Origin of the sequence: Klebsiella sp. K5-204 (assembly GCF_030128585.1) — a bacterium.
Taxonomy (GTDB): Bacteria; Pseudomonadota; Gammaproteobacteria; order Enterobacterales; family Enterobacteriaceae; genus Klebsiella; species Klebsiella quasipneumoniae.
Map to the genome: position 1 here is coordinate 406401 of NZ_JAKUZS010000002.1, position 21226 is coordinate 427626.

The following is a 21226-nucleotide window of genomic DNA, read 5'->3' on the forward strand; positions in this document are numbered from 1 at the left end:
GTAAATCAGTCGCTCGATTCGACATTATAGACAGGCTGTAAACAGCTTGCATGTAAATGTTTATGTAGGAAAATCAGGACGCTGTTTTACCGATTTACTAAAAAAGCTTTCTCTTTTTAACTTTCAGGTACTGCTGCCTTCCACTCTGTTGGTGTCATCAAGATTACTCACTTCTGAGTACAAATTACGTGATTTAGATCAAGTATTGGCACTGCTGATACCTTTCAGCTGGCTGCTTTTTGACCGGTTCGATCAAGTGTAATGGGAGGGTTTTGAAATTAAAAAAACGATTAGCATTAAAACTACAAATAGCTAACATTCGATACATATCACCGGGTTATGCATATTTATAATGAATATTGCATGCAAAAAGCGTATGTTTCGCGCAGTTATTTTATGCTGTTAACAGTCAACCGCCAATTTTGATGATGCTGCGGAGCCCATTGTGACTCAATCACTGTTCGATTTTTCTGCATATTTCAAGTTTTTCATCGGCTTATTTGCCCTGGTTAACCCGGTGGGCATTATTCCGGTGTTCATTAGTATGACCAGCTACCAGCCGGCAGCAGTGCGCAATAAGACCAACCTGACCGCCAACCTGTCGGTGGCGATCATCCTCCTGACGTCACTGTTTCTCGGCGATGGCATTCTGCAGATTTTTGGTATCTCCATTGATTCCTTCCGTATCGCCGGCGGCATCCTGGTGGTGACCATCGCGATGTCGATGATCAGCGGTAAGCTCGGCGAAGATAAGCAGAACAAGCAGGAGAAGTCGGAGACGGCGGTAAGGGAGAGCATCGGCGTCGTTCCTCTCGCGCTACCGTTAATGGCCGGACCGGGGGCAATCAGTTCCACTATCGTATGGGGTACGCGGTATCACTCCTGGGTGCATCTCGTCGGTTTTTCACTGGCGATTGCGGTCTTTGCCCTCTGCTGCTGGGGGATTTTCCGCATGGCGCCATGGCTGGTGCGTCTGCTGGGGCAGACAGGGATTAACGTTATCACCCGTATTATGGGCCTGCTGCTGATGGCTCTCGGCATTGAGTTTATTGTGACGGGGATTAAAGCGCTCTTCCCGGGGCTGCTGAGTTAGTTCGTTGCCACGCAGGCGGGGAGGCTCCCTTCACGCCTGCGCGATTATTAGCAAAACCTATTAACCAGCGCGGAACCGGCGGTAGGAATACTATTTTGCGATATCGCTATTATTTTCATGTTTTTCATTAAGATATGAAATATTTCTCTTAACATTCCCCTCACGTCTCTCCCTCCTGTGATGTTATTTTCTTCACATCATTCTCTGGCGCTTGCTGTCGGATCATCGAAATGATATTAGTAATTTTAACAAGGCTGCAGATGAATGTGCTAAAAAGTAATCTATTGTTAAATTTTTGTACAAAAAATCATCTTGTGGTCGCTGCTCAGTATGATGACTGATGTAAATTTCGTAATAATATGATTAATAAGAATATTTTTGTATCGGCGTATTGTGGCAACCGCTAGTGACGCTGGCAAAGCCGGCAATAAAAGAGAATCCGGTAACATATTTGCAAATTGCATTGGCGGAGGTGTTTACCTTTTGGTACTTTCCGCCGTTATCGTCTGCTGAATTATGCGTGTAAATGAGAATCATTTTTAATCGTCTCATTGCGCCTGAACTGCCCTCCAGCGAGGGGGAACGAATCGACGTTAAGACTGCCGTTCGAGCGGTCGTAATAAATAAGTCGGTGATAGCAATCTGCCAATCGCAAACACTCCTGCGTTGGACAGATCCCGAAAACGGGGAAAAAAACAGGCTGGTTAAAAAACCAGTAATTATAATGACTGGAGTTACAACACAATGACCATCATCACTAAAAAACGTTTGATCGCCGCAGGAGTGCTATCCGCGCTCATGGCTGGCAATATGGCTATGGCAGCGGATGTCCCGGCCGGTGTGCAGCTTTCGGATAAGCAAACGCTGGTGCGAAATAGCGGCGCCGAGCCGCAATCGCTGGACCCGAATAAAATTGAAGGGGTGCCCGAGGCGAATATTAGCCGCGACCTGTTCGAAGGCTTGCTGAATACCTCGCCGAAAGATGGCCACCCGATCCCTGGTGTGGCAGAGAGCTGGGATAATAAAGATTTCAAAGTCTGGACCTTCCATCTGCGTAAAGATGCGAAATGGTCTAACGGCGAGCCGGTTACCGCCCAGGATTTCGTTTATAGCTGGCAGCGTCTGGTAGACCCGAAAACAGCGTCTCCTTATGCCAGCTACCCGCAGTATGGTCATATCCTCAACGTTGATGAAATCATTGACGGCAAGAAAGCCCCAGGCGAGCTGGGCGTAAAAGCCATTGACGACCATACGCTGGAAGTCACCCTCAGCGAGCCGGTACCCTATTTTTACAAACTGCTGGTTAACCCGGCGATGTCTCCAGTCTATAAACCAGCGATTGAAAAGTTTGGCGAGAAGTGGACGCAGCCTGGCAATATCGTCACCAACGGCGCCTACACCCTGAAAGACTGGGTGGTCAACGAACGTATCGTGATGGAGCGCAACCCGCATTACTGGGATAATGCCAAAACCGTTATCAACACCGTCACCTGGCTGCCGACCTCTTCTGAAGTGACCTATGTTAACCGTTATCGCAGCGGTGAACTGGATATGACCTATAACCAGCTGCCGATCGAGCTCTTCCAGAAACTGAAAAAAGAGATCCCGAACGAGCTGCACGTTGACCCGTATCTGTGTACTTATTACTACGAAATTAACAACCAGAAAGCGCCGTTCACCGACGTGCGCGTGCGTACCGCGCTGAAGCTGGGTCTGGATCGCGATATCATTGCCAATAAGGTGAAAGGACAGGGCGATCTGCCGGCCTACGGCTACACCCCGCCGTATACCGATGGCGCGAAGCTGACCGAGCCGGAATGGTTTACCTGGTCGCAGGAAAAACGGAATGAAGAAGCGAAAAAACTGCTGGCCGAAGCCGGCTATAGCGCCGATAAACCGTTGACCTTCAACCTGTTGTATAACACCTCTGATTTGCACAAGAAGCTGGCGATTGCCGCCGCCTCGCTGTGGCGTAAAAACCTGGGCATTGACGTGAAGCTGGTCAACCAGGAGTGGAAGACGTTCCTCGATACCCGTCATCAGGGCACCTATGACGTGGCGCGTGCGGGCTGGTGCGCTGACTATAACGAGCCAACCTCTTTCCTGAACACCATGCTTTCTGACAGCTCAATGAACACTGCGCACTATAAGAGCCCGGCGTTCGACAAAATTATGGCTGAATCCGTAAAAGCATCCGATGAAGCACAGCGCACGGCGGCCTATGCGAAAGCAGAGCAGCAGCTGGATAAAGACAGCGCGATCGTACCGGTCTATTACTATGTTAACGCCCGCCTGGTGAAACCGTGGGTCGGTGGCTACACCGGTAAAGACCCGATGGATAACGTCTATACAAAAGACCTTTACGTTATCAAACATTAATGGCAATACGTGGAGCGGGCCTGTGCTCGCTCCATCGTGTCTTATTTGAGAGCAGTGCAAAGGCACACGCCAGAAGGTACGGGCAATGTTAAAATTTATCTTACGTCGCTGTCTGGAAGCGATTCCGACGCTATTTATTCTTATCACCATCTCATTCTTCATGATGCGTTTGGCTCCGGGAAGTCCTTTTACCGGGGAACGCACGCTACCGCCGGAAGTCATGGCGAATATTGAAGCAAAATACCATTTAAACGACCCCATCATGACGCAGTACTTCAATTACCTGAAGCAGCTGGCGCATGGCGATTTTGGTCCCTCCTTTAAATACAAAGATTATTCGGTCAACGATCTGGTGGCGGCCAGCTTCCCGGTTTCCGCGAAACTGGGCTTCGCCGCCTTTTTGCTGGCGGTAGTGATCGGTGTCGCTGCGGGCGTTATTGCCGCTTTGAAGCAGAATACCCGCTGGGACTATGCGGTGATGGGGGTAGCCATGACCGGCGTGGTTATTCCGAGCTTTGTGGTGGCGCCTCTGCTGGTGATGATCTTTGCCATTACCCTGCACTGGTTGCCGGGCGGAGGCTGGAACGGCGGGGCGCTGAAATTTATGATCCTGCCAATGGTGGCGCTTTCCCTGGCCTATATCGCCAGTATCGCGCGTATTACCCGCGGCTCAATGATTGAAGTGCTGCACTCTAACTTTATCCGCACCGCGCGGGCGAAGGGGCTGCCGATGCGCCGCATTATTTTGCGCCATGCGCTGAAGCCGGCGCTGCTGCCGGTGCTCTCCTATATGGGGCCGGCTTTCGTGGGCATCATTACGGGCTCAATGGTCATTGAAACCATTTACGGCCTGCCGGGGATTGGTCAGCTGTTCGTTAACGGAGCGCTTAACCGCGACTACTCGCTGGTGCTCAGCCTGACGATCCTGGTTGGCGCCCTGACTATCCTGTTCAACGCCATCGTTGACGTGCTGTACGCCGTTATCGATCCGAAGATTCGCTACTGAAGCCGGAGTTCGCCATGATGTTAAGTAAGAAAAATAGCGAGGCGCTGGAAAACTTCAGTGAGAAGCTGGAAGTGGAGGGGCGTAGCCTCTGGCAGGATGCGCGTCGCCGCTTTATGCATAACCGCGCCGCGGTCACCAGCCTGATTATGCTGGTGCTTATTGCGCTGTTCGTGACCTTCGCGCCGATGGTGTCGTCATTCTCCTATTTCGACACCGACTGGGGCATGATGTCTAACGCCCCGGACATGGCCTCTGGCCACTACTTCGGGACCGACTCCTCCGGTCGCGATCTGCTGGTGCGCGTGGCGATCGGCGGGCGTATTTCGCTGATGGTCGGGGTGGCGGCGGCGCTGGTGGCGGTGATCCTCGGCACGCTGTACGGTTCGCTTTCCGGTTATCTCGGCGGCAAAGTGGATTCGGTGATGATGCGTCTGCTGGAGATCCTCAACTCCTTCCCGTTTATGTTCTTCGTTATCCTGCTGGTGACCTTTTTTGGCCAGAATATCCTGTTGATTTTTGTCGCTATCGGCATGGTCTCCTGGCTGGATATGGCGCGTATCGTACGCGGACAGACCTTGAGCCTGAAGCGCAAAGAGTTTATTGAGGCGGCGCAGGTCGGCGGGGTCTCCACAGCGAGCATCGTGCTGCGCCATATCGTTCCTAATGTGCTGGGCGTGGTGGTGGTGTACGCCTCGCTGCTGGTCCCCAGCATGATCCTCTTTGAATCCTTCCTCAGCTTCCTGGGGTTGGGGACGCAGGAGCCGCTCAGCAGCTGGGGGGCATTGCTCAGCGATGGCGCCAACTCAATGGAAGTCTCGCCCTGGCTGCTGCTGTTCCCGGCGGGTTTCCTGGTGGTGACCCTGTTCTGTTTCAACTTTATCGGCGATGGTCTGCGTGATGCCCTCGACCCGAAAGACCGCTAAGGAGCGCTGCCATGACCATGATTGAAACGGCAAAAGCGCCGCAAGCGCAGAGCCACAGCGGCCTGCTGCTGGACGTGAAAGATCTTCGCGTCACCTTTAAAACGCCGGATGGCGATGTCACCGCCGTCAATGATCTGAACTTCACCCTGCAGGCGGGGGAGACGCTCGGTATTGTCGGGGAGTCCGGCTCCGGTAAATCGCAGACCGCCTTCGCCCTGATGGGACTGCTGGCGGCCAACGGCCGAATCGGGGGTTCCGCCACCTTTAACGGTCGGCAAATCCTCAATTTGCCTGAGCGTGAGCTGAATAAACTGCGCGCCGAGCAAATCTCGATGATTTTCCAGGATCCGATGACCTCTCTGAACCCGTATATGCGGGTGGGCGAGCAGTTAATGGAAGTCCTGATGCTGCATAAAGGGCTGAGCAAAGCCGAAGCGTTTGAAGAATCGGTGAAGATGCTCGACGCGGTAAAAATGCCGGAAGCGCGCAAGCGCATGAAGATGTTCCCACATGAATTCTCCGGCGGGATGCGGCAGCGCGTGATGATTGCCATGGCGCTGCTCTGCCGGCCCCGGCTGCTGATTGCCGATGAGCCGACCACCGCCCTGGACGTCACCGTGCAGGCGCAGATCATGACGTTACTGAATGAGCTGAAACGCGAATTTAATACGGCCATCATTATGATCACCCATGACCTCGGAGTGGTGGCGGGGATCTGCGATAAAGTGCTGGTGATGTATGCGGGCCGCACCATGGAGTATGGTCAGGCGCGCGATGTCTTCTATCAGCCGTCTCACCCTTACTCTATTGGGCTGTTGAATGCGGTTCCTCGTCTGGATGCCGAAGGCGATGCGTTGTTGACCATTCCGGGTAACCCGCCAAACCTGCTGCGTTTGCCGAAGGGCTGCCCATTCCAGCCGCGCTGTCCGCACGCAATGGAACAGTGCAGCAGCGCGCCGCCGCTGGAGTCGTTCGCGCCAGGCCGCCTGCGCGCCTGCTTTAAACCGGTGGGGGAGCTGCTATGAACGCCGTAACTGAACAACGAAAAGTCCTGCTCGAAATTGCCGACCTGAAGGTGCATTTCGATATTAAAGATGGCAAACAGTGGTTCTGGCAGCCGTCGAAAACGCTGAAAGCCGTAGATGGCGTGACGCTGCGTCTCTATGAAGGTGAGACCCTCGGCGTAGTGGGGGAGTCCGGCTGCGGTAAATCGACTTTCGCCCGCGCCATTATTGGTCTGGTGAAGGCTACCGATGGCAAAGTGGCCTGGCTGGGTAAAGATCTGCTGGGCATGAAGCAGGAAGAGTGGCGCGACGTGCGCAGCGATATCCAGATGATCTTCCAGGATCCGCTGGCCTCGTTGAACCCGCGTATGACCATCGGAGAAATCATCGCTGAGCCGTTGCGTACCTATCATCCGAAGATGCCGCGTCAGGAAGTGCGCGATCGCGTGAAGGCGATGATGATGAAAGTCGGGCTGCTGCCTAACCTGATCAACCGCTATCCGCACGAGTTCTCTGGCGGTCAGTGTCAGCGCATCGGCATTGCGCGGGCGCTGATCCTCGAGCCGAAGCTGATTATCTGCGACGAGCCGGTGTCCGCGCTTGACGTGTCCATCCAGGCTCAGGTGGTCAACTTGCTGCAGCAGCTGCAGCGTGAAATGGGATTGTCGCTGATATTTATCGCCCACGATCTGGCGGTGGTTAAGCACATCTCCGATCGCGTACTGGTGATGTATCTGGGCCATGCGGTGGAGCTGGGAACCTACGATGAGGTGTACCATAATCCGCTACACCCCTATACCAAAGCGCTGATGTCGGCGGTGCCGATCCCCGATCCGGACCTCGAAAAAACGAAAACCATCCAGCTGCTGGAGGGCGAATTACCCTCGCCGATTAATCCGCCGTCGGGCTGTGTCTTCCGCACCCGCTGTCCGCTCGCCGGACCGGAGTGCGCCAAAACCCGCCCGGTGCTGGAGGGCAGTTTCCGCCATGCGGTTTCCTGCCTTAAGGTAGACCCGTTATAATCTCAGGGGCTGACGCAGGTCAGCCCTTTTTTTTGCGAGGTTAACGAAGTGGGTATGCTTTCTGCCGCTCGCCTGCGGCTTTATCATTTGCTTTTCGATCAAAACCGACGTTCCGGCCGCCGCTTCGAAGGGCTGTGCGGACTTTTTGCCTTGCTCAGCGTGGTGGTGATATTTGTCGAATCGGGGCTGGGCACGCAATATCATCTGACATTAGATGAATGGCATGTTTTCGTCTGGCTGGAGCTGCTGGTGACCGCGGTCTTTACCCTGGAGTATCTGCTGCGTATTGCGACATGGCCCAATCCGCTCCATTACATTTTCAGCTTCTGGGGGTTTATTGACTTAGCGACCATCCTGCCGCTATACGTGATGTGGCTGTGGCCGGAAATTAGCCTCAATTATGTCTTTGCCTGGCGGGCAATGCGGGCGATCCGCGCGTTGCGTATTCTCAAACTGTTGCGCTTTATGCCTTCGCTCAATGTGTTCTGGCGGGCGATTGTCAGCGCTCGCCATCAACTGATCCTGTTCTATTCGTTTATCGCCATTGTGATGGTGATTTTCGGCTCGTTAATGTACCTGATAGAAGGGCCAGAGTATGGTTTTACCACGCTCAACGCTTCGGTCTATTGGGCCATTGTGACCATCACCACCGTCGGCTACGGGGATATTACGCCGCACACGCCGCTGGGCCGCATCCTGGCCTCCATTCTCATCCTGATCGGCTACTCCATTATTGCCATTCCGACCGGGCTTATCACCACCCATATGACCAGCGCCCTGAACCGGCGGCGCCAGCAGCGGGTATGCCCGCAGTGCCAGCAGGGCGACCATGACGATAACGCCCGGTTTTGCCACGCCTGCGGTCATGTCTTACCGAAGTAAACTCTCGGCATAAAAAAAGCCTGCCGGGTGGAACGCGGCAGGCTTTTCACTGGCGGGTCAGCGTTATTCACGCCACAGAATATGACACAGCTTGTGATCTTTCTCGCGGCACAGCAGCACGCGGGCGAAGATATCATTGATTTCCCCGCCGTCGGTATCCGCCAGGCCAATCACCACTTCGGCGAAGAAATCCGGGTTCAGATCGTAATCCACATGCTCTTCCCAGTCTGCGGATGGGTCGAACAGCTCGGCGCCGCCGCGCTCCTCAAACTGCAGGTTAAACAGAATGATGTCCGCCGGGTCGAGGTTATCGGCCGCCAGTTCGAGGAAGATGTCGTATGCCTGCTCAAGCGTTTCGTCTTCGGTCAGGCGGTTGTTTAAATCCATATCCATGATTGCTACTCATTCGGTATCTGATGGGCACGTTTTACAGCAACGGGCTGAAGAAGTAAAACAGTCGCTCGGCGATCCGCTGCCACAGCGGACGTTTTAACCAGAGACGGGCGTCCAGCAGGCGCGAGCGCGAGATATAGTCATCCTGAACCGCCGCCAGATCGCTGCCGAAGCCGGCGTCATCAATGACCAGCGTGATTTCAAAATTGAGCCACAGGCTGCGCATATCCAGATTCACGGTTCCCACCAGGCTCAGTTCGCCATCGACCAGCACGCTTTTGGTATGCAACAGGCCGCCTTCAAACTGGTAAATCTTCACCCCTGCCGCCAGCAGCTCGGTGAAAAAGGCCCGGCTGGCCCAGCCCACCAGCAGCGAATCGTTCTTGCGCGGTAAAATAATACTCACGTCCACGCCGCGCTGGGCGGCGGTACAGATCGCGTGCAGCAGGTCGTCGCTGGGTACGAAGTAGGGCGTGGTCATGATCAAATGCTCTTTCGCCGCGTAGGCGGCGGTGAGCAGCGCCTGATGGATCAGATCTTCCGGAAAGCCCGGACCGGAGGCGATGGTGTGGATGGTATGCCCACTGGCCTCTTCAAACGGCATGATATTGACGTCCGGCGGCGGTGGCAGAATACGCTTTCCGGTCTCGATCTCCCAGTCACAGGAGTAGACGATGCCCATCGAGGTCGCCACTGGGCCTTCCATGCGCGCCATCAGGTCAATCCACTGCCCGACCCCCGAGTCCTGCTTAAAGTAGCGGGGATCGACCAGATTCATGCTGCCGGTGTAGGCGATATAGTTATCGATCATTACCATTTTACGATGTTGGCGCAGGTCCATCCGGCGCAGAAACACACGCATCAGATTGACCTTGAGAGCCTCGACCACTTCAATGCCGGCGTTACGCATCATCGCCGCCCATGGGCTACGGAAAAAGGCCACACTGCCCGCGGAGTCGAGCATTAACCGGCAGTGAACCCCGCGACGGGCGGCGGCCATTAGCGATTCGGCGACGCTGTCGGCCATACCGCCTGGCTGCCAGATATAGAAGACCATCTCTATGTTATGGCGAGCCAGTTGAATATCCCGGATCAGGGCCTGCATGACGTCGTCAGATTCCGTCAGCAACTGCAGCTGGTTGCCTTTTACGCCGCCAATGCCCTGGCGCCGTTCGCAAAGCTTGAACAGGGACTCGGCCACCGGGCTGTTATCTTCGGCAAAGATATGTTTGCAGGCTTTGAGGTCGTTTAACCATTTGGCCGTGGAAGGCCACATCGCCCTCGCGCGTTCTGCCCGCCGCTTACCAAGATGCAGCTCGCCAAAGGAGAGATAGGCGATGATCCCCACCAGCGGCAGGATATAAATGATCAATAACCATGCCATGGCGGACGGCACAGCGCGGCGTTTCATTAGAATTCGTAATGTTACACCGGCGATCAACAGCCAGTACCCCAGAATGACCAGCCAGTTCACCACCGTGTAAAAGGTTGTCATAGATGTAAAATCCTTTTGAATGACGTTATGTGATGAGTTTACGCATCAGTATTTTTCTGGCAAATAAAAACGCAGCGAAAGCGGTGGTCAGTCGCCGGCAGAGGTTTATAATGGGGGCTGTTTTCACTCGTAGAGTCGTTGCAATGAAGCGTAGTAGAACGGAAGTAGGGCGCTGGCGCATGCTGAGACAGGTGAATCGCCGTAAAGCGCGCTGGCTGGAAGCCCAATCACGCCGCAATATGCGGATCCTCGCTATCAGGAAGGGACTGGTGAAACGGCAGCGTCATGCTCTGCTGTTTATCTTCCCCGACTGTTAAACGAGCAGAACAACGGCACCGAACGCGGTGCCGTTGTCGTTTTCCCGCTCTGCGCGGCATTCCCTTTTAACATCGCCAGATCGCCTATTGAAATATCTATGCGATGCCTGTCAGGGTATGAGGGGGATTATCGACAGAACGCCTTTTTCCGCAACAGGCATTCACCGCCGTGTGGAAGTCCGGACAGGGCGTGGGGTCGTCGATCGTTTTTCAATGTCATGCTCACTATCAGGATACCCACCCTGAATAAAACGCACCGCTTTTGCGGGCGTTAATTTATTTGGCATAGGCTTCCGTGGATAACGTGATAGTCACGTTATCACTCACCGCCGGAACATATTTATCAAGCTTGAAGTCTGAACGTTTTATTACCCCTGTGGCATCAAAACCAATGGCCTGTTTTTTCACCATCGGATGCATATCCTGTTTATTCAAAGTGGCATGCAATACAACCGGTTTGGTGATGCCCTTAATGGTCAGGTTACCTTCAACATCATATTTATTGCCGCCTTTACTTTCCACTCGGGTGCTCTGAAAAGTGGCCTCAGGATACGTGTTGACATCGAAGTACTCTTTGCCTAAAAACTCATCCGTTAACGCTTTGACATGAGTGTCAATGGTTTTGACTGGCAGCGTGACGTGCACAGAGGATTGCTCCGGGTTGTCTTTGTCAAAAGACAGTTTCCCTGAAACATCAGAGATATACGCTGTAGGATTAGAGAAGCCAAAATGGTTCCAGGCAATAACAACGGAAGTATGCTGCGGATCCAGGCTATATTCTGTCGCTGCGGCTTGTGACACAGGAATATATAAGGCAAGCAGAGAAAGCAATGCGGTTTTTTTCAGGGTATTCACATAAAAATCCTCATAAGCGTCAGGTACATAAATGGTAGCCCAAAAAAATGCGGCACTTATTGAAAACATTTGTTATTCCCGTTCAAATTTTTTAATCAACCAAAAATCACCCTACAATTACTCTGCGTGAAGTTTACCCGGCGAAATTAATCGACTTTAAAAAATGATCATCTGCAACGTAAATCTGGTTGCGTAGTTTTTAGACGTTCATTCCATATTGATATGTGCCTGTATCAGCGCACTCCGTTTATTTTCAGACGCTTCCAAGCCACCGCGATCCTGAATGCAGTAAGATGGCGATATGGGGTTCCACACCTGAGGAACGGGATATGCATGCTTATTTATTCCAGGCCTTTATATCTGTTGGTCAGCATCTATCTCTCTTTAACGATCTTCTTTCAACTGTATTTTGGATTTACCGGGCGATGTCAGGATGTGCTGGTTGTAAAGCAAGCGCTAAATCCAATGCAAGACCTCTGTTGCAGACTGATTCAATACATTTACAATTCAAAATCATGCCCGGCGTCGACGTTTAGTCAGCAATTTCTATGGCCGCAGAAGGCGAGGTGAGGGTCGATGATGTCGTCGAAGGAGAAGGGATGTGCTCATCTTCCTGGCGTCTCAGGCGGATAACAGCCAACGCTTGCGTGCGGTTAAAAAGGGCGACATTTTAATGTGATGTAGCAAAATGCGCCCTTTCATCTGATGGCCTGGTGCGTTGTTGCCATTAACCAGAAAAAGAAAAGGGTATTTTCAAAATACCTTCTTATATGGTTTAACAGAGACCTGGCGGTAGACGCCGGCGGCGATATACGGATCGTCATTAGCCCAGGCCTGAGCCGCTTCCAGCGATTCAAACTCAGCGATCACCGTTGAGCCGCTGAATCCGGCTGCGCCCGGTTCGTTGCTGTCAACGGCCGGCATTGGCCCGGCGGTAAGCAGCCGACCTTCGTCATGTAAAAGTTGTAGACGCGCAAGGTGCGCGGGGCGAACCGAGAGCCGCTTTTCCAGAGAATCGGCGATATCTTCAGCGTAGATAACGTAAAGCACGGCAAAGCTCCTTATCATTAAACAGGCGAATTACGTTAAGTTAAACGACGATGGACTGCAATGCAAAGATGCGCCCCGGCGTCGAATGCCCCGCCGCCGCGGCTTTTTTCCGCAAATGGTGGCAAAAATTGACTCAGGTTAAGACGGCTTATTGAATATGATTGCTATTTGCATTTAAAATCGGAGCATCATTTTTCAACAGAAACGACTATGAGCGCAATGACCCTTGATTTACCTCGCCGCTTCCCGTGGCCAACGCTGTTATCCGTGGCTATCCACGGTGCCGTTGTGGCGGGGCTGCTTTATACCTCGGTACATCAGGTTATTGAACAGCCTTCCCCGACGCAGCCGATAGAGATCACGATGGTGGCGCCGGCCGATCTTGAGCCGCCCCCGGCGGCGCAACCCGTCGAGCAGCCCGTTGTTGAACCTGAACCGGAGCCGGAGCCTGAGGTGGTCCCGGAGCCGCCGAAAGAGGCGCCGGTGGTGATCCATAAACCAGAACCTAAGCCGAAGCCCAAACCTAAACCGAAGCCCAGGCCGGAGAAAAAGGTTGAGCAGCCGAAGCGGGACGTCAAACCGGCCGCGGAGCCGCGTCCGGCTTCACCGTTTGAAAACAACAATACGACGCCAGCGCGCACCGCGCCGAGCACCTCCACCGCAGCGGCCAAACCCACCGTCACTGCCCCGAGCGGCCCGCGGGCGATCAGCCGCGTTCAGCCGACCTATCCGGCGCGCGCTCAGGCGCTGCGCATTGAAGGAACGGTGCGGGTGAAGTTTGACGTCACGCCTGATGGCCGAATTGATAATCTGCAGATCCTCTCCGCCCAGCCGGCGAATATGTTTGAGCGCGAGGTGAAAAGCGCGATGCGCAGATGGCGTTACGAGCAGGCAAGACCGGGAACCGGCGTGACGATGACCATTAAATTCCGTCTCAACGGCGTCGAGATTAACTGATAATGCAGGGCGGCGGACCGGGGAGGTCCGCCGTAAGCCTTGTCTAACGCGTTTTTTCCATCAAGACATCGTCCAGCGCCTGCTGGACCGTCACCAGGTGCTGACCACCGAACAATATCGCCCGGTTCAGCAGGGTATAAAGCTGGTAGATCGGCTGACGCTCGAGAAAACCAGCCGGCAGCGGTGAGACGGACTGATAGCCGTCATAGATCTGCGGGGGTTGTTCCGGGTGCATCGGCAGCATAGCTAAATCACATTCGCGATCGCCCCAGTAGCAGGCCGGGTCGAAGATGTAGGGGCCATCCGGCCCTAAGGCGCAGTTGCCGGACCACAGGTCCCCGTGTAGCAGCGAAGGTTGCGGCTGATGGTTGGCCAGCCGCTGCTGTACCACATCGACTAAGGTATCGATATCGCCAAAGTGCAACCCTTTCTCCGCCGCCAGCTCCAGCTGCCAGCCGATACGCTGCTCGGCGAAGAACACCGACCAGCGACGTTGCCAGGCGTTGGGCTGCGGCGTGGTGGAAAGATCGTTATCAAAATCCAGACCGAACTGCGGCTGATCGCTCCACTGATGCAGGCGGGCTAACTGCTGGCCAAGCAGGAAAGCGTTATGCGCATCCAGCGGACGGGGAGGGAGGTATTCCATGACCACGAAGCTGTAGTCGCGATCGCTGCCGACGGCAAAGACCTGTGGTACGCGAACAGTTTTGCTTCGCGACAGCAGCTCCAGCTGATCGGCCTCGGCGGTGAAGATAGGCAGGAGTTCCCGTTCGTCGCATTTCACGAAGTAATCTTTGCCGCCGAAACGCAAATGCCAGGCGGAATGGATCTCTCCGCCGGGCAGCTCGGTTTTCAGTTCGATTTCAGCGTCTTCGGTATGCCAATCGCGTAAAAGAGTACTGATTGCTTGCCACATGCTGTCTCTCCCCATGTTTTCCACCATATCATAAGGTTAGCGCATTACTACCGGGTAAACCTGGAACTGACGCACAACTGACGCTTTACGTTGCGCTAAACGCACTTATTGAGCTTTTAACCATTCAGCGAATGTGCTGACGGCGATCTCCGCCGGGCGGCCAAGGGCCGCTTCCGCCAGTCCGGCGCTAAGGGCCTTCACTTCCTCGGCTGCCTGGGCGCTCAGCAGGCCAAAGGTATTGGTGCCCAGCTCATGGGGAGTGCCCTCTTCATCATTGAGCGTCAGTACAAACCCTGCCCGGGTAAAATGGTTGCTGACCTCATTGATCTCCGTTAGCGCCTGTTCGTGGAAGTTCACGCTGACGACCCAGGCGGTAATATCATTGCTCATTTCTACACCCCGTTGTTATGCATGGCCTTTCCAGCATAGACCATCCTGCAAATATCGTGGTTCCCCTCCGCCAGCGCGGAGGGGCAGGGGAGATCAACGCCCGCAGAGATAATCGTAGATTTTTTGCGTATTGGCCTGCGAGCAGAGGCGGGTGCCCTGGTTGATGGTCGCGGCGCTACCGGCGGCGACGCCAAAGCGTACCATGTCTTCGAGGCTGGCGTTCTCCGCCAGACGTAAGGTCATGGCGCCCACCATGCTGTCGCCGGCGCCGACGGTGCTCTGGCTTTTCATTGGCGGCGGCACCACCTGAACACTGCCGCTGGCGTCAACCCCCAACGCCCCCTGCGGACCAAGGGAGACCACCACCCGGTGAACTTTACCGGACCGGATCAACGACTGAGCGGCAAGGCGGACGTCATCGGGCTGGCTCAGATCGCGCTGCACGAGGGCGCTGAGCTCTTTCTGGTTTGGCTTCACTAATTCAATATTGCCGACGTCCAGCGCGGCGGCCAGCGCGTCGCCGGAGCTGTCGATAATGCAGCGCAGGCCCTGCTGTTGCGCATGCTTAACCAGCTGCATCAGATTTTCGACGCTGATTCCTGGCGGCAGACTGCCGCTGATCACCAGCAGAGAGCCGGGATCGATGGTCAGGACTTTCTCTTCCAGACGGCGGAATTCATCGTCTGTCAGCGCGGCGCCGGGCATCACAAAGCGATACTGTTCGCCGCTGGCGGCTACGTGAACGTGCAGGTTCTGTCGCGTCCAGTCGCGGGTTTCGACGGTCTCGACCGGCACCTGCTCATCGGCCAGCAGGGCGGCAAGGTGCTCGCCGGTGGCGCCGCCAATAGGGAAAATGGCGGTGGCTTTCCCGCCGAGAAAGGTCACGGCGCGGGCGACGTTGATCCCGCCGCCGCCGGGTTCAAATACCGGCGCGCTGCAGCGGAGTTTCCCTTCCGGGTAGATCTGCGGGGTCTGGGTGGCGCTATCCAGCGAGGGGGCCAGCGTGAGCGTATAAATTTTGGTCATTCCTTCTCCTCCTTAATACGGCGACTGTACTTTATTTAAGCATGGCACGATGATCCAGGGAGGGAAAGTGCTGTCCCTGAGAGATTTGCAAAGAAGCCTGTATTTTCATTATGAAATAAAGATTGTTTCCGGAGCTGTCTTATTCAAAAAACGAAAGAGTAAGTGATTGCTATGTTATTCGTGCTTTTTTATAATTTGCTACCTTTCTTAGGACCTGCACTCCGCGATCCTCGCGAAAGTTTCCGGGACCCACAGGTCTCTTTTATGTTGTACGGACGCTAAATTCAATGAGCCGGCAAAGTGACGCCTGTTCATCATTTGTACTGTCCTAAAAAATGTATTTTAGAGAGTTATAATGAAGCTTTTAAAGACAGTACCCGCAGCGGTCATGCTGGCGGGGGGGCTTTTTGCGTCTGTTGGCGCAATGGCCGATGATTCTGTATTTACCGTCATGGATGACCCTTCCGCTGCCAAAAAACCGTTCGAAGGAGTGGTCAACGCAGGTTACCTGGCGCAGTCCGGCAACACCAAGAACTCCTCAATGACGGCCGATTCCACCCTGACCTGGTATGGCAATACCACCGCCTGGTCGCTGTGGGGCAACGCCAGCAACACCTCGTCCAACGATGAGCGCTCCTCAGAGAAATATGCTGTCGGTGGCCGTAGCCGCTATAACCTGACCGATATGAACTACGTCTTTGGGCAGGGCAGTTGGCTAACCGACCGCTACAACGGCTACCAGCAGCGCGATGTTCTGACGGCGGGCTATGGTCGTCAAATCCTCAACGGACCAGTGCATAGCCTGCGGTTTGAATTTGGTCCTGGCGTCCGCTATGACGAATACACCGACGGGGATACCGACACTCAGCCGCTGGGTTACGCCTCCGGAACCTGGGCCTGGCAGATGACCGACAACGCCAAATTTACTCAAGGGGTATCGGTGTTTGGCGCCGAGGACACCACGGTCAACTCAGAGAGCGCGTTAAACGTGGCGATTAACGCCCACTTTGCGCTGAAAGTGGCGTACAACGTCACCTGGAACTCGGAGCCGCCTGCGTCTGCGCCGGAGCATACCGATCGCCGGACCTCGCTCTCCCTCGGGTATAAGATGTAATATTTTCAGGCCGGGTTTCCCGGCCTGATCGTTTTAGATTTAACAATAAGTGACATTATTTTTTCTGGCAATTCGTTTTAGTTTTTATAAAAAGAAACGGGCCTCCATCTTTTCTCCATTATTCTCCGTTTGCTGACAAATATTCATTCTATTTGACACGAAAAGCTAAATATTCGACGGACAAATATGTGATCTGGATCTATACTAAGAGTCACTGACCGAATGGCGACATTGTTCGGTCCGTCTTCCGTAATAAGAGAATAAACATCATGAAAAACAGCCAATTTACCATCGCAGCCCTGGCGCTGTGCGTGCTTTCCTTTGGCGCATCAGCCGCCACGCCAGTTCCGCCGTCGGGTAACCAGGACCATACGCAGGTAGGTATCGCCAAAGCAACCGACGTTGAGGCCGGTTCGAATATTGCCCCCGGTTCCCGTAGTACCGGACAATCCATGAGCGATGCCTTTAATGTGCATACGCTGGTAGCAGGCGAGTGGTCTTAATATCGCAGGCTACTGCTTCACGGGCGGACTATTAAGCCGGGTAGAGTGGTACCGGTTTAACGACCCGCGCTAAACATCACGCAGGCAATATCAAGGCGTCTCTTTTAGTTTGTCCGCATAATATCATCCGGCTTCGCTGGTGATTATTTTCGCGTCTTCCTGGCGGATATTCTGCTTTTATCCGCGCGGCTCTTGTTTTCTCCACATTCCGCCATCATTTATGCTATTACGGCTTTAATCACGTACCAATGATGTGTAAACTACTCCCCGGTGTTATCAGCAGGCGGCAGCAGGCGGGAACGATCGCTCCGGTCGTGCTCCTCTTTTCGCAGAGTGAAGCGGGAACTGCGCCTTAACCTGATGATAATGATGATTATATAGTTTTGTATGTGCTCTTTCGTGCGGGGCACCACTGCAAATAAGGACATAAAATGCCTGTAATTACGCTTCCTGATGGCAGCCAACGCCATTTTGATCACGCTGTCAGCCCGATGGACGTCGCGCTGGATATCGGCCCGGGTCTGGCGAAAGCCACCATCGCCGGGCGGGTAAACGGTGAACTGGTAGACGCTTGCGACCCGATTGAAACTGATTCCACCCTCTCTATTATCACGGCTAAAGATGAAGAAGGGCTGGAGATCATTCGTCACTCCTGCGCGCACCTGTTAGGTCATGCCATCAAGCAGCTGTGGCCCAACACCAAAATGGCTATCGGTCCGGTTGTTGATAATGGCTTCTACTATGACGTAGACCTCGACCATACCCTGACTCAGGAAGATATCGACGCGCTCGAAAAACGTATGCATGAGCTCGCCGAGAAAAACTACGATGTCATCAAGAAGAAAGTGAGCTGGCACGAAGCGCGTGAAACCTTCGTGAAGCGCGGCGAAAGCTATAAAGTTTCTATTCTTGACGAAAACATTGCCCATGATGACAAGCCTGGCCTGTATCATCATGAAGAATATATCGATATGTGCCGCGGTCCGCACGTGCCGAACATGCGCTTCTGCCATCACTTCAAGCTGATGAAAACCGCCGGTGCCTACTGGCGCGGCGACAGCAACAATAAAATGTTGCAGCGTATCTACGGCACCGCGTGGGCAGATAAAAAAGCGCTGAATGCTTATCTGCAGCGTCTGGAAGAAGCCGCCAAGCGCGACCACCGTAAAATCGGTAAGCAGCTCGACCTGTATCATATGCAGGAAGAGGCGCCTGGGATGGTGTTCTGGCACAACGACGGCTGGACTATCTTCCGTGAACTGGAAACCTTTGTCCGTTCGAAACTGAAAGAGTATCAGTACCAGGAAGTCAAAGGTCCGTTCATGATGGACCGTGTGCTGTGGGAAAAAACCGGCCACTGGGACAACTACAAAGATGCGATGTTCACCACCTCTTCTGAGAACCGTGAATACTGCATTAAGCCGATGAACTGCCCGGGCCACGTGCAGATCTTCAACCAGGGGCTGAAATCCTACCGCGATCTGCCGCTGCGTATGGCGGAGTTTGGTAGCTGCCACCGTAACGAACCATCAGGCGCGCTGCACGGTCTGATGCGCGTTCGCGGCTTTACCCAGGATGATGCGCATATCTTCTGTACTGAAGATCAGGTTCGCGATGAAGTGAACGCCTGTATTCGTATGGTTTATGATATGTACAGCACCTTTGGCTTCGAGAAGATCGTCGTCAAACTGTCGACTCGCCCGGAAAAACGTATCGGCAGCGACGAGACCTGGGATCGCGCGGAAGCGGATCTGGCGGTGGCGCTGGAAGAAAATAATATCCCATTTGAATATCAACTGGGTGAAGGGGCGTTCTACGGCCCGAAAATTGAATTTACCCTGTATGACTGTCTCGATCGTGCATGGCAGTGCGGTACGGTACAGCTGGACTTCTCTCTGCCGCAGCGTTTAAGCGCCTCCTATGTGGGCGAAAACAACGAGCGTCAGGTGCCGGTCATGATCCACCGTGCGATTCTCGGTTCTCTGGAGCGCTTCATTGGCATCCTGACCGAAGAGTTCGCTGGCTTCTTCCCAACCTGGATTGCACCAGTGCAGGTGGTGGTCATGAATATCACCGATTCTCAGGCTGAATACGTTAACGAATTGACGCGTAAACTACAAAATGCGGGCATTCGTGTAAAAGCAGACTTGAGAAATGAGAAGATTGGCTTTAAAATCCGCGAGCACACTTTACGTCGTGTCCCGTATATGTTGGTCTGTGGCGACAAAGAAGTCGAAGCCGGCAAAGTGGCCGTGCGCACCCGTCGCGGGAAAGACCTCGGCAGCATGGACGTAAATGAAGTGATCGAGAAGCTGCAACAAGAGATTCGCAGCCGCAGTCTTCAACAACTGGAGGAATAAGGTATTAAAGGCGGAAAACGAGTTCAAACGGCACGTCCGAATCGTATCAATGGCGAGATTCGCGCCCAGGAAGTTCGCTTAACAGGTCTGGAAGGTGAGCAGCTGGGTATTGTGAGTCTGAGAGAAGCTATCGAAAAGGCTGAAGAGGCTGGAGTAGATTTAGTTGAAATCAGCCCTAACGCCGAGCCGCCAGTTTGTCGTATCATGGACTACGGCAAGTTCCTTTATGAAAAGAGTAAGTCTTCTAAGGAACAGAAGAAGAAGCAGAAAGTTATCCAGGTTAAGGAAATTAAATTCCGCCCTGGTACTGATGAAGGTGACTATCAGGTAAAACTCCGCAGCCTGATTCGCTTTCTCGAAGATGGCGATAAGGCCAAAATCACGCTGCGTTTCCGCGGTCGTGAGATGGCCCACCAGCAGATCGGTATGGAAGTGCTTAACCGCGTGAAAGACGATCTGGTTGAACTGGCAGTAGTCGAATCCTTCCCAACGAAGATCGAAGGCCGCCAGATGATCATGGTGCTCGCTCCTAAGAAGAAACAGTAAGGCCATCAAGAAACATTTCCGGTGGGCTTCGGCTCACTGGTTTTGTTCGCCTTTGTTTCGTTTATTAACAATGCGAAGTGGAAGTTATTAAAATGCCAAAAATTAAGACCGTACGCGGTGCTGCTAAGCGCTTCAAAAAAACCGGTAAAGGTGGTTTTAAGCACAAGCACGCTAACCTGCGTCACATTCTGACTAAAAAAGCTACCAAGCGTAAACGTCACCTGCGTCCGAAAGCCATGGTTTCCAAAGGCGATCTGGGCCTGGTTATCGCGTGCCTGCCGTACGCATAAGTCGTTAACGTTTAACTTTTTTAACTTAGAATAGATACAGGAGAGCACACATGGCTCGCGTAAAACGTGGTGTAATTGCACGTGCACGTCACAAGAAAATTTTGAAACAAGCTAAAGGCTACTACGGTGCGCGTTCTCGCGTATACCGCGTTGCCTTCCAGGCTGTTATCAAAGCTGGTCAGTACGCTTACCGTGACCGTCGTCAACGTAAACGTCAGTTCCGTCAACTGTGGATTGCACGTATCAACGCAGCAGCACGTCAGAACGGTATTTCTTACAGCAAATTCATCAATGGCCTGAAAAAAGCCTCTGTTGAAATCGACCGTAAGATCCTGGCTGACATCGCCGTATTCGACAAAGTAGCGTTCACCGCTCTGGTCGAAAAAGCGAAAGCAGCTCTGGCATAAGCCAGTTGAAAGAGGGAGCTTGTCTCCCTCTTTTCGTTTCAACACCATCAATACATTGACTTTTATCGGCGCAGGCTTTTCAATACAGGTCTGACGTTTCTTACCAGACAAGGTAATGCAAGCATGAATGCTGCTATTTTCCGCTTCTTTTTTTACTTTAGCACCTGAACTCAGGAGGCTAGCGCGTGAAAGAAGAAACGGAAAACAGCGCCAGAAAGCCTCCCCTGTGGAGGCTTTTTTCGTATATGGATTCGGAATATTAATTTCACTATAACCGGTGTCTGCACCGACATAATGA

The 21226-nt window shown here is 53.4% G+C and carries 24 protein-coding genes and 1 other annotated feature; of the genes, 17 read left to right on the forward strand and 7 right to left on the reverse strand.

From position 1 onward, the window contains the following. Positions 1-46 precede the first annotated feature (46 nt). From MKR05_RS07400 to MKR05_RS07435, 8 genes are all read left to right on the forward strand, one after another. Positions 47-262 (forward strand): hypothetical protein, encoded by a 216-nt coding sequence (locus MKR05_RS07400; RefSeq protein WP_032428896.1) that lies wholly within the window; start codon positions 47-49, stop codon positions 260-262. A 183-nt stretch (positions 263-445) separates the two neighbouring features. Next, the gene (locus tag MKR05_RS07405) at positions 446-1093 is read left to right on the forward strand and encodes a YchE family NAAT transporter (protein ID WP_002910095.1); all 648 of its coding nucleotides are present in this window, start codon (positions 446-448) and stop codon (positions 1091-1093) included. A 744-nt stretch (positions 1094-1837) separates the two neighbouring features. Continuing rightward, positions 1838-3472: an oligopeptide ABC transporter substrate-binding protein OppA gene (oppA, locus tag MKR05_RS07410; RefSeq protein ID WP_023290124.1), complete on the forward strand. Its 1635-nt coding sequence runs from the start codon at positions 1838-1840 to the stop codon at positions 3470-3472. Positions 3473-3557: 85 nt separating this feature from the next. Next, positions 3558-4478 carry an oligopeptide ABC transporter permease OppB gene (gene oppB / locus MKR05_RS07415; RefSeq protein WP_002910089.1) on the forward strand — a complete coding sequence of 307 codons (921 nt, stop codon included), beginning with the start codon at positions 3558-3560 and terminating at the stop codon, positions 4476-4478. 14 nt (positions 4479-4492) lie between these two features. Further along, the gene (gene oppC / locus MKR05_RS07420) at positions 4493-5401 is read left to right on the forward strand and encodes an oligopeptide ABC transporter permease OppC (protein WP_004145396.1); all 909 of its coding nucleotides are present in this window, start codon (positions 4493-4495) and stop codon (positions 5399-5401) included. An 11-nt stretch (positions 5402-5412) separates the two neighbouring features. Further along, positions 5413-6426 carry an ABC transporter ATP-binding protein gene (locus MKR05_RS07425; RefSeq protein ID WP_023290123.1) on the forward strand — a complete coding sequence of 338 codons (1014 nt, stop codon included), beginning with the start codon at positions 5413-5415 and terminating at the stop codon, positions 6424-6426. After that, a complete protein-coding gene (oppF, locus tag MKR05_RS07430) occupies positions 6423-7427 on the forward strand; it encodes a murein tripeptide/oligopeptide ABC transporter ATP-binding protein OppF (protein ID WP_002910083.1) in 1005 nt (334 codons plus the stop codon). Before MKR05_RS07425 ends, oppF begins: the two co-directional genes overlap by 4 nt. A 54-nt stretch (positions 7428-7481) precedes the next feature. Continuing rightward, positions 7482-8309 (forward strand): ion transporter, encoded by an 828-nt coding sequence (locus MKR05_RS07435; protein WP_101866244.1) that lies wholly within the window; start codon positions 7482-7484, stop codon positions 8307-8309. A 63-nt stretch (positions 8310-8372) separates the two neighbouring features. Here the strand turns inward: MKR05_RS07435 and MKR05_RS07440 are convergent, their stop codons facing one another. Both MKR05_RS07440 and cls read right to left on the reverse strand, forming a co-directional pair. Beyond that, positions 8373-8702: an HI1450 family dsDNA-mimic protein gene (locus tag MKR05_RS07440; RefSeq protein ID WP_002910079.1), complete on the reverse strand. Its 330-nt coding sequence runs from the start codon at positions 8700-8702 to the stop codon at positions 8373-8375. 34 nt (positions 8703-8736) lie between these two features. After that, positions 8737-10197, reverse strand: coding sequence for a cardiolipin synthase (cls, locus tag MKR05_RS07445; protein ID WP_023290121.1), 1461 nt, complete (start codon positions 10195-10197; stop codon positions 8737-8739). A gap of 143 nt (positions 10198-10340) precedes the next feature. Between cls and MKR05_RS07450 the strand changes: the two genes are divergently transcribed. Next, positions 10341-10514: a YciY family protein gene (locus tag MKR05_RS07450; protein ID WP_023290120.1), complete on the forward strand. Its 174-nt coding sequence runs from the start codon at positions 10341-10343 to the stop codon at positions 10512-10514. A 276-nt stretch (positions 10515-10790) separates the two neighbouring features. Here MKR05_RS07450 and MKR05_RS07455 read toward each other — a convergent pair whose 3' ends face one another. Both MKR05_RS07455 and MKR05_RS07460 read right to left on the reverse strand, forming a co-directional pair. Then, the gene (locus tag MKR05_RS07455) at positions 10791-11438 is read right to left on the reverse strand and encodes a YceI family protein (RefSeq protein ID WP_165476264.1); all 648 of its coding nucleotides are present in this window, start codon (positions 11436-11438) and stop codon (positions 10791-10793) included. A 684-nt stretch (positions 11439-12122) separates the two neighbouring features. Continuing rightward, positions 12123-12419: a YciI family protein gene (locus tag MKR05_RS07460; RefSeq protein WP_002910042.1), complete on the reverse strand. Its 297-nt coding sequence runs from the start codon at positions 12417-12419 to the stop codon at positions 12123-12125. Positions 12420-12629: 210 nt separating this feature from the next. On the opposite strand from MKR05_RS07460, the gene tonB reads away from it, so the two are divergent. Next, positions 12630-13376, forward strand: coding sequence for a TonB system transport protein TonB (gene tonB, locus MKR05_RS07465; protein WP_077271430.1), 747 nt, complete (start codon positions 12630-12632; stop codon positions 13374-13376). A 43-nt stretch (positions 13377-13419) separates the two neighbouring features. Here tonB and MKR05_RS07470 read toward each other — a convergent pair whose 3' ends face one another. The 3 genes from MKR05_RS07470 to pfkB all read right to left on the reverse strand — a co-directional run bounded on the left by MKR05_RS07470 (position 13420) and on the right by pfkB (position 15708). Beyond that, positions 13420-14292, reverse strand: a complete 873-nt coding sequence (locus tag MKR05_RS07470) for a fructosamine kinase family protein (RefSeq protein ID WP_072413343.1) — start codon at positions 14290-14292, stop codon at positions 13420-13422. A gap of 105 nt (positions 14293-14397) precedes the next feature. Continuing rightward, positions 14398-14682, reverse strand: a complete 285-nt coding sequence (gene ghoS / locus MKR05_RS07475) for a type V toxin-antitoxin system endoribonuclease antitoxin GhoS (RefSeq protein ID WP_023290116.1) — start codon at positions 14680-14682, stop codon at positions 14398-14400. Between the two features lie 93 nt (positions 14683-14775). Then, complete coding sequence (gene pfkB, locus MKR05_RS07480; protein WP_131095994.1) at positions 14776-15708, reverse strand: 6-phosphofructokinase II; 933 nt, start codon at positions 15706-15708, stop codon at positions 14776-14778. A gap of 355 nt (positions 15709-16063) precedes the next feature. Between pfkB and MKR05_RS07485 the strand changes: the two genes are divergently transcribed. The 7 genes from MKR05_RS07485 to pheM all read left to right on the forward strand — a co-directional run bounded on the left by MKR05_RS07485 (position 16064) and on the right by pheM (position 21096). Beyond that, positions 16064-16822: a YdiY family protein gene (locus MKR05_RS07485; protein ID WP_004203142.1), complete on the forward strand. Its 759-nt coding sequence runs from the start codon at positions 16064-16066 to the stop codon at positions 16820-16822. A gap of 269 nt (positions 16823-17091) precedes the next feature. After that, positions 17092-17325: a hypothetical protein gene (locus MKR05_RS07490; protein ID WP_023290114.1), complete on the forward strand. Its 234-nt coding sequence runs from the start codon at positions 17092-17094 to the stop codon at positions 17323-17325. 431 nt (positions 17326-17756) lie between these two features. Further along, entirely contained in the window at positions 17757-19685 is a 1929-nt protein-coding gene (thrS, locus tag MKR05_RS07495; protein ID WP_017900777.1) for a threonine--tRNA ligase, read from the forward strand. A 3-nt stretch (positions 19686-19688) separates the two neighbouring features. Then, on the forward strand, positions 19689-20231 hold the full coding sequence (infC, locus tag MKR05_RS07500) for a translation initiation factor IF-3 (protein ID WP_004189469.1): 543 nt from the start codon (positions 19689-19691) through the stop codon (positions 20229-20231). Between the two features lie 92 nt (positions 20232-20323). Further along, positions 20324-20521: a 50S ribosomal protein L35 gene (gene rpmI / locus MKR05_RS07505; RefSeq protein WP_001124225.1), complete on the forward strand. Its 198-nt coding sequence runs from the start codon at positions 20324-20326 to the stop codon at positions 20519-20521. 50 nt (positions 20522-20571) lie between these two features. Continuing rightward, the gene (gene rplT / locus MKR05_RS07510) at positions 20572-20928 is read left to right on the forward strand and encodes a 50S ribosomal protein L20 (RefSeq protein ID WP_000124850.1); all 357 of its coding nucleotides are present in this window, start codon (positions 20572-20574) and stop codon (positions 20926-20928) included. A 118-nt stretch (positions 20929-21046) separates the two neighbouring features. Next, positions 21047-21171, forward strand: a sequence feature (Phe leader region). After that, complete coding sequence (gene pheM, locus MKR05_RS07515; protein WP_001386830.1) at positions 21052-21096, forward strand: pheST operon leader peptide PheM; 45 nt, start codon at positions 21052-21054, stop codon at positions 21094-21096. (Overlaps the previous feature by 45 nt.) Positions 21172-21226: the final 55 nt, after the last annotated feature.

Excerpts from the sequence above, each read along its gene's own strand:
- oppA (WP_023290124.1), top strand. The coding sequence starts at position 1,838 with ATGACCATCATCACTAAAAAACGTTTGATCGCCGCAGGAGTGCTATCC.
- rpmI (WP_001124225.1), top strand. The coding sequence starts at position 20,324 with ATGCCAAAAATTAAGACCGTACGCGGTGCTGCTAAGCGCTTCAAAAAA.
- MKR05_RS07450 (WP_023290120.1), top strand. The coding sequence starts at position 10,341 with ATGAAGCGTAGTAGAACGGAAGTAGGGCGCTGGCGCATGCTGAGACAG.
- MKR05_RS07435 (WP_101866244.1), top strand. The coding sequence starts at position 7,482 with ATGCTTTCTGCCGCTCGCCTGCGGCTTTATCATTTGCTTTTCGATCAA.
- MKR05_RS07470 (WP_072413343.1), bottom strand. The coding sequence starts at position 14,292 with ATGTGGCAAGCAATCAGTACTCTTTTACGCGATTGGCATACCGAAGAC.
- MKR05_RS07490 (WP_023290114.1), top strand. The coding sequence starts at position 17,092 with ATGAAAAACAGCCAATTTACCATCGCAGCCCTGGCGCTGTGCGTGCTT.
- oppF (WP_002910083.1), top strand. The coding sequence starts at position 6,423 with ATGAACGCCGTAACTGAACAACGAAAAGTCCTGCTCGAAATTGCCGAC.
- cls (WP_023290121.1), bottom strand. The coding sequence starts at position 10,197 with ATGACAACCTTTTACACGGTGGTGAACTGGCTGGTCATTCTGGGGTAC.
- MKR05_RS07440 (WP_002910079.1), bottom strand. The coding sequence starts at position 8,702 with ATGGATATGGATTTAAACAACCGCCTGACCGAAGACGAAACGCTTGAG.
- pfkB (WP_131095994.1), bottom strand. The coding sequence starts at position 15,708 with ATGACCAAAATTTATACGCTCACGCTGGCCCCCTCGCTGGATAGCGCC.
- thrS (WP_017900777.1), top strand. The coding sequence starts at position 17,757 with ATGCCTGTAATTACGCTTCCTGATGGCAGCCAACGCCATTTTGATCAC.
- MKR05_RS07455 (WP_165476264.1), bottom strand. The coding sequence starts at position 11,438 with ATGTTTTCAATAAGTGCCGCATTTTTTTGGGCTACCATTTATGTACCT.
- oppC (WP_004145396.1), top strand. The coding sequence starts at position 4,493 with ATGATGTTAAGTAAGAAAAATAGCGAGGCGCTGGAAAACTTCAGTGAG.
- rplT (WP_000124850.1), top strand. The coding sequence starts at position 20,572 with ATGGCTCGCGTAAAACGTGGTGTAATTGCACGTGCACGTCACAAGAAA.
- MKR05_RS07485 (WP_004203142.1), top strand. The coding sequence starts at position 16,064 with ATGAAGCTTTTAAAGACAGTACCCGCAGCGGTCATGCTGGCGGGGGGG.
- oppB (WP_002910089.1), top strand. The coding sequence starts at position 3,558 with ATGTTAAAATTTATCTTACGTCGCTGTCTGGAAGCGATTCCGACGCTA.
- ghoS (WP_023290116.1), bottom strand. The coding sequence starts at position 14,682 with ATGAGCAATGATATTACCGCCTGGGTCGTCAGCGTGAACTTCCACGAA.
- MKR05_RS07425 (WP_023290123.1), top strand. The coding sequence starts at position 5,413 with ATGACCATGATTGAAACGGCAAAAGCGCCGCAAGCGCAGAGCCACAGC.
- tonB (WP_077271430.1), top strand. The coding sequence starts at position 12,630 with ATGAGCGCAATGACCCTTGATTTACCTCGCCGCTTCCCGTGGCCAACG.